Below are 16870 nucleotides of genomic sequence, written 5' to 3'. Positions count from 1 at the left end.
TATCTATTACTTTTACTTTTTTTCCTTGTTTTGTTGCTTCATGAGCAAAGATTGCTCCTGACAATCCAGCTCCAACTATTAAATAATCGTACATGTTTTCCTCCTTATATATACTTTCTATATCTTTAGAAATATTCTAATTTGTTTCATTTTCCATATTAATTTAGAGGCTATAAAACTTAAACTCAATGTGAATATGAAGACAATTACAGCATTATACCATATCTTATTGTCTACATATTTCCATACTAGCTCTAATATATATGTGTGTATAATAAATTACCCCCATAGTTAATGCAGATATTTCAGTTACTAGTTTACTATGCTTAAATCCATATTCTTCACCCTTTTTTACGAAAATTATAAATAATCCTATACTAAGAACTTTTATTAAAATACTATCATAAAAATATTCAGCGTAAATGTTATGATAAATATTTTTTGAGATATAAAATAAGTGGTGAAATAAATAATAATAATGATATTATTACTCCTTTAAATATATTATTTACTTCTATTTTTCTTATGTTAATCTCCCCGAAAAAACCTCCCATTATATAATAAAATAACCATGTCCAAATTCTAAAGGTCTGTGGAATATACTGTTGTAATGGTTTATATAAAATAAATGTATTTATTATTTCAATAAATATTCCAATAATTGTTAATCTCAACAACAATATAATATAACCATTGTTTTTTTCAGTATTTTTCTTAATTATAGGTAATAATAGATATATTAATATTAGTGAGCCGAAAAACTAGAATTGATAAAAATATCCTCTTTGCAATAGTGATCCTAAGGTTTTTCTAATTGGATTTGAATAAAAATCCCCTTTTAATATCCAAATTAATATATTCCAAAATAATACAACATATAAAATTGCTATAATTTTATTTCTTATATAATTCATACTTAAATCTCTTTTATTTAATAGAAAGTATCCATTTACCATAAAAAATAAAGGAATAGAATATGTTCCTAAGTAGTAAATATAGGCACTAATATTAAAGTATCTAAGGTAAAACCCGTTATACTTGAGTATAACGCTATTACACCCACACAAGAAAATACTTTTAATAAATCTAACCCTATATTACGCATTATTAATCCCACTCATACTATCCATATAACTAGATTTAGTAATAACATAACCTAATAATAATATTGATGGATTATACATTATCTCTATTAGTTGAGGATCAAACATTGAATGTAATGTTATAATTAAAATTAATATTGAATAATAAATATCATTACTAATATTTCTTTTCCCCAAAACGTAATATCCTAACATAACAAATAATAACATAATAATTCCGTAATTAAACATAATATTTAGATATGATGAATCTATATAGTTATACTGTAATTCGGAATCAAGAATTACTTCAGTTATCCAGGTAATCTTCTGTCCAAACAATGTAATACCATACTCTTCAATACCTTTATATCCGTAATACAGTCGACCACTTAATATAACATTTATCTCCGATATTATTGCCGAGTCATACTTATATAAGTATGTTAATAAACCTGCTACGAATCCTCCAACAAACATACTAAATTTATTAATATATGAGACACCCTTACTAAAGTTAAATTTCTTCATAAGGATTACCAATATAATTGCTAAGACACTATAAATAACAGCGGCCTTAGTATTAGTAAAATTATATAAATATATATTTAATAATGCTAAAACACCTAATTCTAAATATTTTATTAAATTCCCTTTAATATACAAATAAAATATGGTTAAATGAAAAAAGTAATTAGAGCTGAATGTAGTATAGTTATAACCTAATGTATATCTTTCGATTCCTGTATCTCTATCCCAAGAAATCGTTGTTTCTCCTATTACTCCTATCTTATAACTAATCGCTATGAACAACATTAAAATAGAAATCTCAATAATCCATATAATAATTAATTTTCTTATATTAATATTCTTCATGTTTACCAATAAAATTGCTAATACCATTATCACATACCAACCTGATGTGATATATGATATTAAACCTGCTACAACTAGTATAAGTGTAGAGTAAATTATAGACTCAGTAGAGTGCTTATCAATAATGTATTTAAATATAAGAAAAACACAAGCAAAGACTATAATAATTCTGGTAGTAATATTTAGAAAATCAAGTTTTTCTATATATACTGTCTGTTGAATAAATTTTGCAAATACAATAAATATAAAAGAGATATAAAATATTAACCTTGATATATTTACTCTTACCATATTTTAAATTCCTCTTTTTTTCAAACTATTAATTTTATACTTCACAATTGGATTAATAATTTTACTAAATTTCCTATTATATTTTTCATTAAAATATATTAAGTAACTCGTTCTATTATCTGATCTAAATTTATAATCTATTTTATTTTCTTCAACATACTTAGTAGTTTCTTTTAATAAATCCGAACTATTCTCTGATAAAAATGCTAATAGATATCTTGTATTTATTAAATCTCTAACAATATTCTCTAAGGTTCTCTTAAACTCATTTTCTTCTAATTCTTTGTAAAACTCTATAATACTCTCCATAACAATTTTGTGATGATTTATATTTTTTAATCTACTATCTAAAGCCATGCTTTGATCTGGTCTACCTAAAAAGTACTGATAAACATCTAAGTTCCAATATTCCCAGCTTTTAACATATTTCATTGGGAATATTGCGTACTGTGTATCTACATAAAATATTTTTTCAGTAAGCCTAATCTGATTTTCATGTAATAATTTCGTCCTATAAGTTATTCCATGCATCGGAAATATATTTGTTAATTCTCTAGATTTGAACTTATCCATTTTATTTAATACATTTATCTTTACTTTATTCCCATTATATATATGTTGTTCTGTATAATCTGTCACAATCAAGTCAGATTCTGTATGTTTTAATCTCTGTAAAAACTCTTCAAAATCATGTTTGTTTATCCAGTCATCACCATCTATTACTTTAAAGTATTTCCCTTTGGCTTCACTGATACCTCTATTTACTGCAGAACCGTGTCCGCCGTTTTCTTTGTTTATTATTCTAATATTTAGATTTGATTCTTTTATCAACTCCTCTACCACACCTACTGAATTATCTTTACTTCCATCATTAATAATTAATAATTCGAAGTCATTATAATATATAGGGTTCACACTTATAAATGATTGTATACACCTAGATATATAATTTTCTATATTATATGTAGGTACTGCAATTGTTAAAATAATTTTCAAAATCTCTACCTCCTAATTCTACTATTCAATGTTAAATATTTCATTAAATTTACTTTCTATGTCTTCGTTCAATTTAAAAGTTACATAATCTATTTTTTTATTAACAATTTCTTTAATCCCCTCTATCAAGGCTTCTTTATTATGTTCTACTTCTTTTATAGTAAAATATTTACTCATAAACTTTGATCCTTGAGTTATTGTTGATACAGAAGGAATTCCTAAAATAGCTGCCTCAGCTAAAACATAACTAAACGATTCCGAATGAGAACTCTGTATCAATCCAACACTATTCTTTATATACTTATATGGGTTTTCTTTAAATCCAACTAAATATATATATTTATCAGCCCTTAATTCGCTAATATAGTTATTTAACTCTTCAAATAATTTTCCCTCTCCTAAAATCATCAAGTTATAATTAGAATAAATTTTATGAAACTCATGAAAAGCATCAATTAATAACTTATAATTTTTTACTTCCTCAAGTCTTCCTACTGCACAAAAATATGGAGTATTATACACCTCTAATGGTTCCTCCGCCTTAAGCAAGATTTCATCTTCATTAATAATATTCGGAATCACTGAGACTTCCATTCCTGGAAATCTATTAATAAATGGTTGTACTTGTTCAGAAGAAACTGCTAGTATGTTATCAAATTTTTTATAACATTTATATTCTTCAAAATAATTCAAATAACTTTTTCTTGAATACCAATGTGTGCTAAAATCACAGTGAATATAGGCTACCTTTTTACTATGTTTATTATCAGATCCAGCTATTATTTTTGTAGAAATACTCTCTAAATATGAAAATTCTATATCATATCTCTCTCTTTTAAAAATTGATGTTTTCTTGACTATTTTATATATTAATTTAGCAGGTAATATTCTAAAGATTCTACCGATATTCTTTTCGAAAAAGAATGGCCATTCTTTTTTTATAAAATAATCTATTTTTATATCTTTAATTATATTTCCATAATGATTATTTCTTTCACTATAGACTAACAATGATATTTCAAATTTATTTTTATAATGATTTATGAAATTATAAAGTGATTTTTCTGCACCACCAGTAATCAAACTAGGTATACAAATTAGCATTTTTTTCATTTATTTACCTCTAATCTATTTATTAATCTTATATTTCATTTTTATAATTGGCTTAAGTAATCTAAATTTAAATAATAAATATTTAAAACATCGTGGTTGCTTAAGTATACTATTAAAATCAACTCTACTTTCAATAATCCCTAAAATTATATTATTAAATATTTCTGTGTTCCTCTCCATAGATTTCAAATAATCTATATATAGTTGAACTAACTCTACTTTATACCAAGCTACTATATTTGAAGAATCTTTACCTCTATCCTCTAAATATTTCTTACTCGCGTGATATATTTCGTTAGCTGATAGATAATGATCCTGTATATTTTTCATAGTAATCGTATTAGTAATTGCTCCTTCATTTCCTTTCCAATAGTAGTAAAGGAAATAATCCAAACCTACTACTTTTTTCATGTTTAGGAATAATCTATGCATTATTTCTAAATCCTCATAGTTTCTTCCTTCTAAAAATCTAACATTATTAAATACTTCTGTTTTAAAAATCTTTGTCGTTACAAAAAAGTCGTATCTACCCAAGAAAGATGCATCTATATATTGACTTACATCCATATCTTTAGGATTTTTTTCACCTTTTTCAACAACTTTCTCTTCTGTAAGATATGTTCTCTGAAATGAAATCATATCGTAATCTTTTTCTAGATACTCATTCAGTACTTCTAAGGTATCTAAAGCTAACCAATCATCTGAGTCAACAAAGAATATATAATCTCCTTTTACACTATCTAAAGCTACATTTCTTGCAGAAGATAGTCCCCCGTTTTCTTTGTGAATTACCCTAACCCTACTATCGATTTTTGCATATTCGTCACATAATGCAGGACAGTTGTCTGGACTTCCGTCATCTACTAAGATAACTTCAATATTTTTGTATGTTTGATTTAATACACTATCCATACATCTTTTCAAATATTGTTCTACCTTATATACTGGTACTATTATACTAACTAATTTACACACAATATCAGGCCTACTCTCCTTTTTTACTATATTGTTTTCCCACTAATTTTTCTTAAGATATTTAATACTTTACTTCCTAAACTATAGTTTAATGTAAATAATATTAAAATTACTTTTCTTGAAAATGGTAAGTACTCTAATAATAATTGTTTATTTTCTTTTATACTCTTTAACAATTCATTTATTTTATAATCATATTTTTTTAGATTTTCTTCTTTATTTTCTGCTAAAGCTATTCTGCATAATAAATTGAAATCTATTCTTTTTCTATTTATTACGGCATATTTTAAGAAGTTTGGATTCTCGTATCCTTTTGACTCTTCTTCAATTGTATCCCAAATTTTCTCTAAATCAAAATCTTTATCTCCAAATTTGGCTGTTAATCCGTTGTCATTAATAAAATAATTATATGTTACTCTATTACTATAGAATATACTTTGAGCATTTTTCATATATCTAAATGTTCCCAAAACATCTTCTGCAAATAGACCAACTGGAAACTCGACATCTCCCATTATTTCTCTTTTATACAGTTTTGACCAGGCGTAATATTCAATAGAATTCCCATCAATTTTAAAGAATTTTTTTGCATATTCTTCTTGTGTCAAAACCTCTTCTTTTATGTTAACAGGTTGCACAATTTCCTCTTGATAAGCTTTAGTTCTCACGTTATTTGTAACAACCATATCTACATTATTCTTTTTCATAGACTCAACATAATATTCAATCGCATCTAATTCCAACCAATCATCAGAATCCACAAAAGTAACAGCTTCTCCCTTTACATATTTCAAACCTGTATTTCTTGCTGCACTTAGTCCACCATTCTCTTGATTGATAAGAGATATATTCTCGTATTTTTTCTCATATTCTTCACAAATACCACGAGAATTATCCTTTGATCCATCATTAACAAGTATTATCTCTATATTTTTATATGTTTGGTTGATAATTGAATCTAAGCAACGCTTAAGATACTTTTCTACATTGTATACAGGGACTATCACACTTACTTTCAACTCTATACCCTCTCTCTAGAAACTTTCTTTATATTTCTTTTTGAAAAATTTTGCTTTTAAGAATGCCCCACCTTTTTTTAACCAATCCACTTCAAAAGCATCAAAAAATGGTACTTCTTTAACTTTATATTTCTTCTCTACTAACCAAACATTGAATAGAAGTTCACTCACTCTTCCAAATAATCTTGCTTCGAAAGCTGTAAGATTAAAAACATCTATTCTATTTTGTAATTCGAATAAAATTGGGAATAGCCATGCACAATATTCATCAAGTAGTTCTTTCTTCATAATAAACATATTGAACATATAACCACTAGTTCGTTTCATCACTTTATCAAATACATCAATATACTCTGGTGTCATCTCTGAAATGATATCTCTTGCTTTATCTAGATGACTACCATCAAGTGTATTTGCATAGTGATCATAAAGTGTTTCGATATAATATTTTCTTAATTTTGGAACTAGTATATCTGCTTCCCTCAGATATCGTTCTGTACTTTCTTTATCTAGAACTATTTCATTTATATCCATACCCTCTTTATATTTCACTTTTTTAGTACTGAAATATCTACGGTAATGATCTAATCCAATATACTCTGCATCTAAATTTTTCCACGCCCAATATACACCTGTTAATTCACAAAAGTATGGATTTAAACATGATATATTTTCACCAATATTATCTTTTTGATAACCTAGTTCTCCTTTACCTTCAGCACCTACATGAATAGGTAGGTATATTTCATCTTTAGGAGGAGTAAACTCTTTATGCGTTGCTATTAATATTTTAATTTTTGTAGACAAATTTAATCCTCTCACTTCCATTTTATCAATTTTTATGTTAATATATCCATATTCACTTATATAAGTCTGTGTTTTAGTTTGGCGACGAAACACAGTCTTTTTTATTTTTATCAGAACAAGGAGCGGTTGTATATACTTATATAGCCACTCCCTATTTTTACTTTTCCCGTATTATTTACTTCCCTCTCTTTTTAGGACAACCATTATAGTACGAACTATAATTTTTATGTCCAGTCTTAGCGACCAATTTTCGATATATTTCATATCTAGTTTGACTACTTCTTCAAAATCAAGAATATTACTTCTTCCACTAACCTGCCACATTCCCGTAATACCTGGTTTTACCTGCATACGTTTGAAGTGATGAAGATCATACTGCGTATATTCATCAACTGTCGGAGGTCGTGTCCCTACAACACTCATATCTCCTTTAAGGACGTTGATAAACTGTGGAAGTTCATCCAATGACCAATCTCTTAACTTTTGTCCAAATGGAAAGACTCTAGGATCATTATCCATTTTAAACATTAACGTCGTCTCTAACTCGTTTTGACTAAGTAATTTTGCTTTCCTTTCCTCTGCGTCCATATACATACTTCTAAATTTATATATTTTGAACTTTTTACCATTTTGACCTATTCTCGTTTGAGTGAATATAAGTGGTCCTGGGGCTTGTTTTTTCACTATTGGTAGTATTATTATTCCAACAAGAATTGTTAATAGTATTCCCGCTATTGAAATTGCTATATCCATAACTCTCTTCAGAATTACCTGGCGCAGTGTTGCAATTTTTATAGCTGATGTTAGGTAAATATTATCCCCTTGGAAGGTAACCACTGTATTCGCCCCAACCTCTTTTATAATCGGGGTGATATTGATTTTTGTAGGTATACCAAGCACTTCAAAAATCTTAAAAATCTCGACCAAACTAGTCTGTGATGATAAATTGGCATATATTTCATCAACCCTGTGACAAGATAAAAAATCTCTAATTTCACTTATATTATGAACTACAGGCTTATCATTATAAAAATCCTCTTTTGAAGTGTTAGCGTATGCCAACACCTCATAATTATCTGGAAGTTCACCAATTGTACCTAAATCAAAAAAGTCAGATAATATTATAATATTACGACTATCATCTCGATATTGATTATTTATTCTTTTAGAAATAGTTCTTACACAATAAATAAAAACAAAAGATAAAATTAAATAAATAATCCATTCAAAACTCTTCATCATGTTAAAGAAATCATTACTATTAATTACCACTAAAAACAATGTGAATAATGAAACAACTTTTAGGACATATAACGATGTAGTCTTAACTTCCTTAAGATAACCTCGTTCAGATATTGTCCAGTATTCTTCCGACATAAGCGCCACAAGAATACCGATAATATTCATAGCAATAAAGAAGTATAAGTTATCTTTTGATTTCGATTGAAAATCAAAACTAAGGATATAGGCTAAAGATAAAGCTATTAAATCGGTCACCAAGAACAAAAACTTATTATTTCTTCTTATATAATACATCTTGTTCTCCTCTTAATTTAATATCTATTTTTTACCTTTTTTTCCATGTTCTCCATAGCTACCATAGTGACCGTAATAACCGCCATAACCAAGTTCATTTGAGTTAACTTTGTTTAAGATTACTCCTAAGAATTCTGCTCCACCTTTTTCTAGTTGTTCTTTGCATTTTTCTAGAGTTTTTTTCTTAACTTTGTTTGCTTCTACTACCATTACTACTCCGTCAGTCTTAGGTGCCACGATAGCCGCGTCTATTACCTGACCAACTGGTGGTGTATCGATAATTACATAGTCATAATATTCCCTGAATACTTCAATCATAATATTGAAGTTCTTGTTTTGTAATAATCCTGTTGGATTCGGTGGTACTTGACCAGCTGGAATAACATTAAGATGTTCCACATCAGTTTCATAAATAACGTCTTCTATTGGAGATACCCCTGATAGATAATTTGATAATCCGCTGATTTTGTGTTTAAATTTAAAACGTCCTGCCATAACTGATTTACGAGTATCGGCATCAACTAACATAGTTTTTAATCCTAGCTTCGCTAATGAGATTGCTAGGTTAGTCGATACAGTACTCTTTCCTTCATTCTCTGAAGTTGACGTTATCACGATTACTTTTTTGTCTTTCCCTAAAAATTGGATATTTGTACGTAAGGTGTTAAAATATTCATCATTTTTAGGATCTACTATTTTTTGGTTTGTTAGTAAATTAATTTGTGCCATGTATTTTCACCTTATCTCTTTCCTGTTTTTGTATCTGGAACTACACCTAAAAGTACTAATCCCATTGTTTCTTCAATATCTTCTGCTCGTTTAACTCTATCATCTAGTAACTCAAATAACACTACTCCAGCTATAGCTAAGATAAATCCTAATGCTGTCGCTAAAATTCCATTTCTAGGAATATTTGGAGAACTTGGAGAGTTAGCCGCTTTAGCTTCTTCTAATGTTGTTACATCATTAATTTTTGTTATTTCTTTGATTTGATCTGCTGATACCTCTTTTACAGTATTAGCTAAGTCACTCGCAACTTGTGGGTCTTTATCTTGCACAGTGATTGAGATAATACGAGTATCTTTTGGTGCATTTACACTAACTTTCCCTGCTAATTGCTTTGCTGTGATACCTGTTCCGCTTTTATCTGCCGCATCTTCCATAACTCTGTTAGAAAGAATAATCTCTTTATAGTCTTTTACTAATAGTGAACCTAATTGAACGTCTTGTGTTGTGATTGCTTTATCATCTTTCTTTTGGTTAACTACGTATACTTTCGTGGTAGATGAATATTGTGGCGTTACTAAGAATATGCTAACTGCAAGTGATACCGCCGTGAATATTAATGTTACTAATACTATTAATACCTTCTTCTCCCAAATTCTTCTTAACAGCAACATAATGTCTAACTGTATTAAATCTTTTTCTTGATTATCCATTATAATATTTTTCCTCTCTTTATATTATTTTATTCATTAGTAGTTTTTCTTGATTTTTTTCGAATAGTTCGTAAGCTATTGTTGGCCCGTATTTCTTCTCGATAATATCGTATGCTTCTTTCATATACGTTCTTCGAGTGTCCATATTGTGCATGTCGCTTGCGATAAAGTGAACTAACTCTTCATCTAAGTATTTTTTAGCGCGTTTTTTATAGTTCTTATGTTTATCGCCAATAAGTTTCGGTTTAAGAACACTTGCAGCATTAACTTGGATGTACACACCCATGTTTATTAGCTCCTGAACACCTTTTTCATCTACATCGTTATATCTTTCAACGTGTGCTACTACTGGAGTTAATCCAAGGAGTATAACCTTGTTCAATGCTCTGTGGATTTCTTTATAACGCATTTCATAAGGGAATTCTACAAGTACATAGTCTGTTTCCGCTAATCGAGGGTATTCTCCACTTTCAATCTTAGCGATTTCCCCTTCTTTGTAGTAGACTTCGCTACCTAAGTAAACTCTTAGGTCACTGGCTACTTCAGCGGCGATTTCTTCTACTCGTTTGAAGTTTTCTCTTATTATTTCTATATCTGTTTCGAACATTCCGCGTCTTCTGTGAGGTGTTGCGATAATCGTTCTAACACCTTGTCTGTAACTTTCTTCTAGTAAATCACGCGTGTCTTTTTCAGTTTTTGCACCGTCATCTACTCCGAAGACTACATGGGAATGTATGTCTATCATTTTAATTCCGTCTCTCATCTACTTACCTTCCAATACTTCTTTAATATTTTCTGTAACTTCTCTTAAACTTTGGTCATTAATTTGTGTCATATATAATCTAGCTCCAGGCATTGCATATGAAGGTAAGCCCATGCTTCCTGTTCCTGTTAATGCTTGTGAGGTTACATTATAATCTTTACCTGCACTTAGCTGCTCATTCGCAAGTCCCATAGCCGTTTCTATCGGCATATTTGTCTGAATCGATTCACTTAGTTCTTTAATAACGCTTTGGTAATTTGATAAACCTTCTTTCGAAGTTAGCTTTTTAATTATTGCAGTGATAACCTTCTCTTGATTTTTACCACGGTCATTATCTCCACCAGAAAGTCCATATCTTTCACGAACGAACATTAAAGCATCTTCAGAATTCATATGTAATAAACCTGGTTGGAAAGGTTTTTTCCCTCCATACGATGTAAACGCCTGATCATTATACACATCTACCCCACCAACTGTATCAATAAGTTTTAAGAATGATGTGAAGTTAAGTCTAGCGTAGTAATCTATTTTAATACCGTATAGATTTTCTAACGTATGGATTGAAGAATCTACACCGTAAAGTCCTGCGTGTGTAAGTTTGTCGTATTGGTTATTACCACCATCAGCGATTTTTACATAAGAGTCACGTGGTGTTGTCGTTAATAAGATTTTTCCAGTTTTTTTGTTTACTGTCATGATAATATTAACGTCTGAACGGCTAACACTTGACACCGGTCCATATGTGTCAATACCACTTATATACACGTTGAATGTGTCACCTGCATTTTGTTTTGCTTTAGCATTCACTGATTTTGTTATTTTAAATTCATAGATTTTTTTCGTTTTATCTTTGAAATCTGCATATTGGCTTGTAATAAGATCTTCGAATGAGCTGTTTAGTATCATCGCTCTACTAGTTCCTGCGGCTAATTCCTCGTAAGCTGAGATATAGTTTTTAGATTCCGCAAGGTTTAGACTTTGTTTTTCTTTATCGCGAATCTCTTTCATCAGCTTATTAATGTTTTCACCATCTGCAGATACTGGAGCTGCCACTGCCTCTCCTTTTAAATCTGCAAGTTTTTCAGCTGCATCGTTTTTCATCACGACAATACTCATCGTGTACTCACTAACCGCTGCATTGCTGTTTAAGTTATCAAATAAGCCAATTGCTGTTCTAAACTGCATGTAAGAAAATGTCAAGGCTATATTCATAACAATCAACATTATCGCATTGAATATTCTCGCTTTTTTCTTAATTACAAGGAATATCGCAAGTATTATCGCTAAGATTATTACTCCTATTATCCCGTAGTTGATACCTCTAAAGTTTAGAAAGTCGTATTTTAGCATCGTCCAACTTACTAATCCTCCAAGTATAATCAGTAAAATAGTCAGTATCCCATTGACAATCTCGAAAGCTCCTATGCTATCCTCGTGTCTTTTATTTCGACTACTTGAATTTCTTCTCATTTTTCTCCATCCTCTTCAATTTATAAAATTTGCTAATACAGCTTAGATTTAATTTTTCCTCACTGTTTATTAATTCTCCATCAATTTGAAAGTATCTCTGATTTGTCTTTATAATCAATCTATCCGTCGTTATTTGTTTAACTTTCCTCAGTTTATTATGTTTTTTAAAAAGTATACATACATAGTTATAAATAAAAGTTATTAAAGATATATTTTCCATTATCATAACGTGAAGCTTTCCATCTTGACCTGTCGTATCCGGTGCAAATTTTATCCCGCCACCTTCATAAGGTTGAATCATCGCATTTAGTAAGTACAACTTATCCGTATCGATTTCTCCGTCGTCCCATGAGATTTTCGCTTTATATTTTTTCAGCATTAAAATACCTATTACTCCTTTAAGAAGATAGATATACTTACCTAAATATTTCTTTAACCTTGAACCATCAGTTCTTTTTATAATATCAGCATTAAATCCGATATCAAATCCTGAACAGAATTTTCTATCGTTAACGACTCCTACATCATATTCAATAAACCTCTTTGAATCTAATAATCGACTTATTTCAACATCTTTTTTGAACTTTATAGATCTCGCAAGATCATTACCCGAACCATACGCAAGATAAATAATCTCTTTGCCATGATAGTTATTTATCACTTCATTAATAGTTCCATCGCCTCCGATGACTATCAACTCATCCCCACGAATCTTATTCATAAGGCTTTCTGCATTATTGTTCTTTGATGTTTTTAAAACTCTGTAAGGCAACTTCTTTTCTTGCAAAACTCGTTCTATTTTATCAAGTTCAATAAGACTTTTCTTACTTCTAGAATTAACTATTATTTCAATCATATTCCAATCCTATACAGAAAATACTTTATCTAAATAATTATACTATAAAAAGCAATATTTATCAAAGATTTATCTATTTAAAACCCTTCAGAATATCACATTATATGCATTTTTACTCTCCAACCTCATTATTAAAATTCTCATATAAAATTCAATCGAGAAAAATTATTTTATATTTTTATGAAAAGAAGTAAAAAATCTTAATTTCTAGAGAACTTAATTTTGTCAAACCTCTTGCAAAGTTTATTAACCATCTAAACAACTTCTCGAAAGTAAATTCAGATATCAAGACACTACTGCAGCTATGAGTTATCATATACACTTTTTTAAAATTTAGTTTTTTGAATTAACACCTTACCTCGCGCTTAAAATTATTTTCTTACTTCGCTTATTATAATAACAAAAATATTGTAAAACAAAAAACTATCTTATCTTTAGCAACTTGAAGATAGCTTTAATCTTCGATGATGCACATTAGATAAAATAGTTTATAAGTTTCCTAGGGAGTGACTCAAAAATTGTGATTTCGTAGAAATCGATTTTGTCGAGTTGCCCCCCGCACAGTTTATCAGATATCTAAAAAGCTTTCATAAAGCAAATTTAGATATCAATAAACCACTGCGTCTATGAGTTATCATATACACTTTTTTTAAATTTAGACCTTTTAGGTCAGCCCCTTACATGTACTCTAATCTATCTATTTCTGGTTTTTCAGACGTTTGCGTGAAGTCGGTAGTATCATTATTTTTAGGGGCTTTTCTAACGAACAACATAACTGCCACTATGAAGTATAGTAAATATACCGGAATCATAACACCCGCTGTCATTAACCCAACCAGAGCAGCTGATATTAGGAATAAGATTCCTGAGACGATTCTCGATCTCATAGTAAATGACGCTATTAAAGCGATTATTAACGTAATTATTCCCATCACCGCATATATTTTCACCGCAGTCACAAAAAGTGTTGTTATAGACATTCCTGAACTTGCAAGAAACGTCGAAACTCCTTGGTCCATCATTAAGGCATTTAGCATTGGTTCAATCTGCGGTTGTTTTAATACTGTTTCTAGTTGACCAGAAAATGCTCCAAGAGATACTAATCCTGTCATAAGTATCATAATAGTATTCGCTATCCAAGCCAATATTTTTTCAATTTTTCTACTGAATGGTTTCATCAAATTCTCCTTTAGTTAATCTTATTGTTTGATTATACCATAAATTATCCATAACATATAATAATTTATATATCTAATTGGTTAATCACCTTGTCATAGGAGATTATATTAAAGAGGAACTTCTCGCCGGAATCGTGATTTAGGAAAAATCAATTTATCGATTCTCTGCAACAGTCCTCCCCCGTACAGTTTATTAGATATCTAAGAAAATTTTATAAAGTAAATTTACATATCAATAACCACTATGTCTATGAGTTCTCATATGAACTTTATTAAATTTTAGGATTTTTGGGGCAGCTCCTTTTTATTTCGAGATTTAGACTTATCAACTGGCTAACACCACTAAATAAAGAACTTCGAAAGATATTCGAAGTTCTTTTTAAAATTATATTATCTTCCACGACGCTTAGCTGTTGCTGACGCTTTTCTTGTTGGTTAAGTGTTGTGGTGAACAGCTGCTGGTCTGTGAGTTGCTAGTCTGTGAGCAACTGCTACTGGTCTGTGAACTGCTGGTTTTTGAGCAACTGCAACTAGTCTGTGAACTGCTGGTTTTTGAGCAACTGCAACTGGTTTTTGAGCTGCTAGTTTGTAAGTTGTAACAACAATTGGTTTGTGGTTAGTTACCACTGCGTGTGATGTTGTTGTTGAATATCCAAAACTTCCTGATGCTACTAATTGTTTTTGGACTACTGCTTGAGCTACTAGAACTTTTTGAGTTTGAGCTGTGTAGTATAATACTACAGTATATGAGTAAGAACCGTTGTTCGCTGATGTGTTAGCTTTTTTAGCAAAGTATACTTGGTATACTAATTCTTTATCGTAAAGTTTGTTAGCTGCGATAAGTTATTTACTTTCAGCTGAGAAGTCACGTTTTAAGATAGCATTGTTAACTAAGTTTTGAGGGATAGAAATTTTAGCGAAAACTCCTTCATCTCCTGCTAATCTAGTTGATTCTGCTAGACGGTTGTTAGTCCCTTCTTCTAAGAAATCAACACGAATGTGGATTTTTTGGTTTTCTGCTTGAGCTTCAGATCCACTAAAGTTAGCTACTGTAAAAATAAATGCGACTGGCAATAATGCCATTAATAGTTTTTTAAACATTGTTTTCTCCTTGATTAAATATATTTTATTATAATAACTAATACATGATTGATGCTTCCACCTAACCATGCATCTTTACCGAAAATAATAACATCATAACCATGAAATTATGTCAATCACTTTTTTAAATAAATTTTATTTTTTATAAACTTTTACCCTTACTTAAAATGTAATTAAAATAATGTTAACTCCTTAAATCATACTTTCACACTATACCATATATATATATATATATTAAAACAACTTAAAATTTCCATTTATATCAAATATAATAATTTGAACATATTTAAGTTTTATCAATTTGAACACATCCATAACAATATCATTTCCTCTTTACTCACATTTAAAAATAGGATTGACTAAAAAATCATGTTTGGAAAAACGATTTTGTCAAAACTACACATTCTTATTTTGTCATTTTCATCTGATACAATAAAATGTATATAGGAAAAACGCTCCAAATCAATCCTAGAAAAACACAATAACTACACCTTTCATGGAAGTTATATCATGACTGAAACTGTCAAAGTCGAAATCAAATAAACACTACCACTACTCGTTCTCATATAAAATTTAGAACTTTTAAAGAAATCCCTTAAAGAACCATTATAACAACCTCCTTTAGTGAGATCTTCGTATACCACGTACTTGGCAAAGATTCTAACGAAGCCTGCCCCGGATTTATTATACAACCATTTATTATAACGGATTATAACTACCTCAAAGAACCAAAAAATCACTCTCGAAAATACTTTCGAGAGTGATCTTATGTTATTTAGCTAATACTTTATATTAGTCTTCTCTTCTACGTTTTTTGATTGCTGCTGCAATACCTGCAAGTAACACACCGAATCCTGCTGCCGCTGTGTTATTTGTTTCGCTACCTGTGTTAGCTAAACGTTTAACTTGAGCTTTAGGTGCTTCAGCAGTTACTTTTCTGAAGATATGACGAATATTTCCATCTCCATCTACGATTGTTCTTACGAACTCGTATCCTGGAACTTCTTCATGTCTATGAGTTCCTTTTTCAGATACTTTAATTGGGTTTCCATCTTCGTCTACCCATGAAGTAATTACATTTGTTGTTGGAGTAGTTACTTTTTCGTAGATGTGTTCGATATCTCCGTTTGGTAGTTTGTTAGTTGTTACGAATCTGTATCCTGGGATATCTTTCTTCGGTTGATTTCCTTCTTCTGTTGGATAGTTTGGAATTTCTTTTCCATCTTTTCCTTTGAATGAAGTTTTAACTTTTTCGTATACGTGCTCTACATCTCCATTTGGAAGTTTGTTAGTTGTTACAAATCTGTATCCTAGGATATCTTTCTTCGGTTGATTTCCTTCTTCTGTTGGATAGTTTGGAATTTCTTT

General features: G+C 29.8%; 18 protein-coding genes. All 18 read right to left on the bottom strand.

Features of this window, described 5'->3' with window-relative positions; translation table 11 throughout:
- On the bottom strand, positions 1-94 hold a 94-nt coding region (locus tag RWQ74_RS07350), incomplete at its 3' end, for an NAD(P)-binding protein (protein ID WP_314397635.1).
- Positions 95-761: 667 nt separating this feature from the next.
- The gene (locus RWQ74_RS08720; RefSeq protein WP_399540749.1) at positions 762-1067 is read right to left on the bottom strand and encodes an acyltransferase family protein; all 306 of its coding nucleotides are present in this window, start codon (positions 1065-1067) and stop codon (positions 762-764) included.
- A 30-nt stretch (positions 1068-1097) separates the two neighbouring features.
- A complete protein-coding gene (locus RWQ74_RS07345; RefSeq protein ID WP_314397634.1) occupies positions 1098-2249 on the bottom strand; it encodes a hypothetical protein in 1152 nt (383 codons plus the stop codon).
- 3 nt (positions 2250-2252) lie between these two features.
- Entirely contained in the window at positions 2253-3245 is a 993-nt protein-coding gene (locus tag RWQ74_RS07340) for a glycosyltransferase family 2 protein (protein WP_314397632.1), read from the bottom strand.
- A 21-nt stretch (positions 3246-3266) separates the two neighbouring features.
- Positions 3267-4358: a glycosyltransferase gene (locus RWQ74_RS07335; protein WP_314397631.1), complete on the bottom strand. Its 1092-nt coding sequence runs from the start codon at positions 4356-4358 to the stop codon at positions 3267-3269.
- A gap of 15 nt (positions 4359-4373) precedes the next feature.
- Complete coding sequence (locus RWQ74_RS07330; RefSeq protein WP_314397630.1) at positions 4374-5333, bottom strand: glycosyltransferase family 2 protein; 960 nt, start codon at positions 5331-5333, stop codon at positions 4374-4376.
- Between the two features lie 26 nt (positions 5334-5359).
- A complete protein-coding gene (locus RWQ74_RS07325; protein WP_314397629.1) occupies positions 5360-6352 on the bottom strand; it encodes a glycosyltransferase in 993 nt (330 codons plus the stop codon).
- Between the two features lie 15 nt (positions 6353-6367).
- Positions 6368-7159 (bottom strand): DUF4422 domain-containing protein, encoded by a 792-nt coding sequence (locus RWQ74_RS07320; protein WP_314397628.1) that lies wholly within the window; start codon positions 7157-7159, stop codon positions 6368-6370.
- A gap of 171 nt (positions 7160-7330) precedes the next feature.
- Positions 7331-8695, bottom strand: coding sequence for a sugar transferase (locus RWQ74_RS07315; protein ID WP_314397626.1), 1365 nt, complete (start codon positions 8693-8695; stop codon positions 7331-7333).
- A gap of 24 nt (positions 8696-8719) precedes the next feature.
- Positions 8720-9424 (bottom strand): polysaccharide biosynthesis tyrosine autokinase, encoded by a 705-nt coding sequence (locus tag RWQ74_RS07310; RefSeq protein WP_314397625.1) that lies wholly within the window; start codon positions 9422-9424, stop codon positions 8720-8722.
- Positions 9425-9435: 11 nt separating this feature from the next.
- Positions 9436-10134: a Wzz/FepE/Etk N-terminal domain-containing protein gene (locus RWQ74_RS07305; protein WP_314397624.1), complete on the bottom strand. Its 699-nt coding sequence runs from the start codon at positions 10132-10134 to the stop codon at positions 9436-9438.
- Positions 10135-10153: 19 nt separating this feature from the next.
- Positions 10154-10897 (bottom strand): CpsB/CapC family capsule biosynthesis tyrosine phosphatase, encoded by a 744-nt coding sequence (locus RWQ74_RS07300; protein ID WP_314397623.1) that lies wholly within the window; start codon positions 10895-10897, stop codon positions 10154-10156.
- Positions 10898-12367 carry an LCP family protein gene (locus RWQ74_RS07295; protein ID WP_314397622.1) on the bottom strand — a complete coding sequence of 490 codons (1470 nt, stop codon included), beginning with the start codon at positions 12365-12367 and terminating at the stop codon, positions 10898-10900.
- Positions 12348-13223, bottom strand: a complete 876-nt coding sequence (locus tag RWQ74_RS07290; RefSeq protein WP_314397620.1) for a diacylglycerol kinase family protein — start codon at positions 13221-13223, stop codon at positions 12348-12350. The genes RWQ74_RS07295 and RWQ74_RS07290 overlap by 20 nt, the downstream gene beginning before the upstream one ends.
- Before the next feature lie 677 nt (positions 13224-13900).
- The gene (locus tag RWQ74_RS07285) at positions 13901-14401 is read right to left on the bottom strand and encodes a DUF4064 domain-containing protein (RefSeq protein ID WP_314397619.1); all 501 of its coding nucleotides are present in this window, start codon (positions 14399-14401) and stop codon (positions 13901-13903) included.
- 435 nt (positions 14402-14836) lie between these two features.
- Positions 14837-15028, bottom strand: a complete 192-nt coding sequence (locus RWQ74_RS07280) for a hypothetical protein (RefSeq protein ID WP_314397617.1) — start codon at positions 15026-15028, stop codon at positions 14837-14839.
- A gap of 216 nt (positions 15029-15244) precedes the next feature.
- Entirely contained in the window at positions 15245-15502 is a 258-nt protein-coding gene (locus RWQ74_RS07275) for a hypothetical protein (RefSeq protein WP_314397616.1), read from the bottom strand.
- Between the two features lie 792 nt (positions 15503-16294).
- Positions 16295-16870 (bottom strand): LPXTG cell wall anchor domain-containing protein (locus RWQ74_RS07270; protein ID WP_314397614.1); only part of this gene is annotated, 576 nt, incomplete at its 5' end.

The organism is uncultured Gemella sp. (genome assembly GCF_963525165.1).
Lineage (GTDB): Bacteria > Bacillota > Bacilli > Staphylococcales > Gemellaceae > Gemella.
This window is presented reverse-complemented; position numbering and strand designations above follow the sequence as displayed.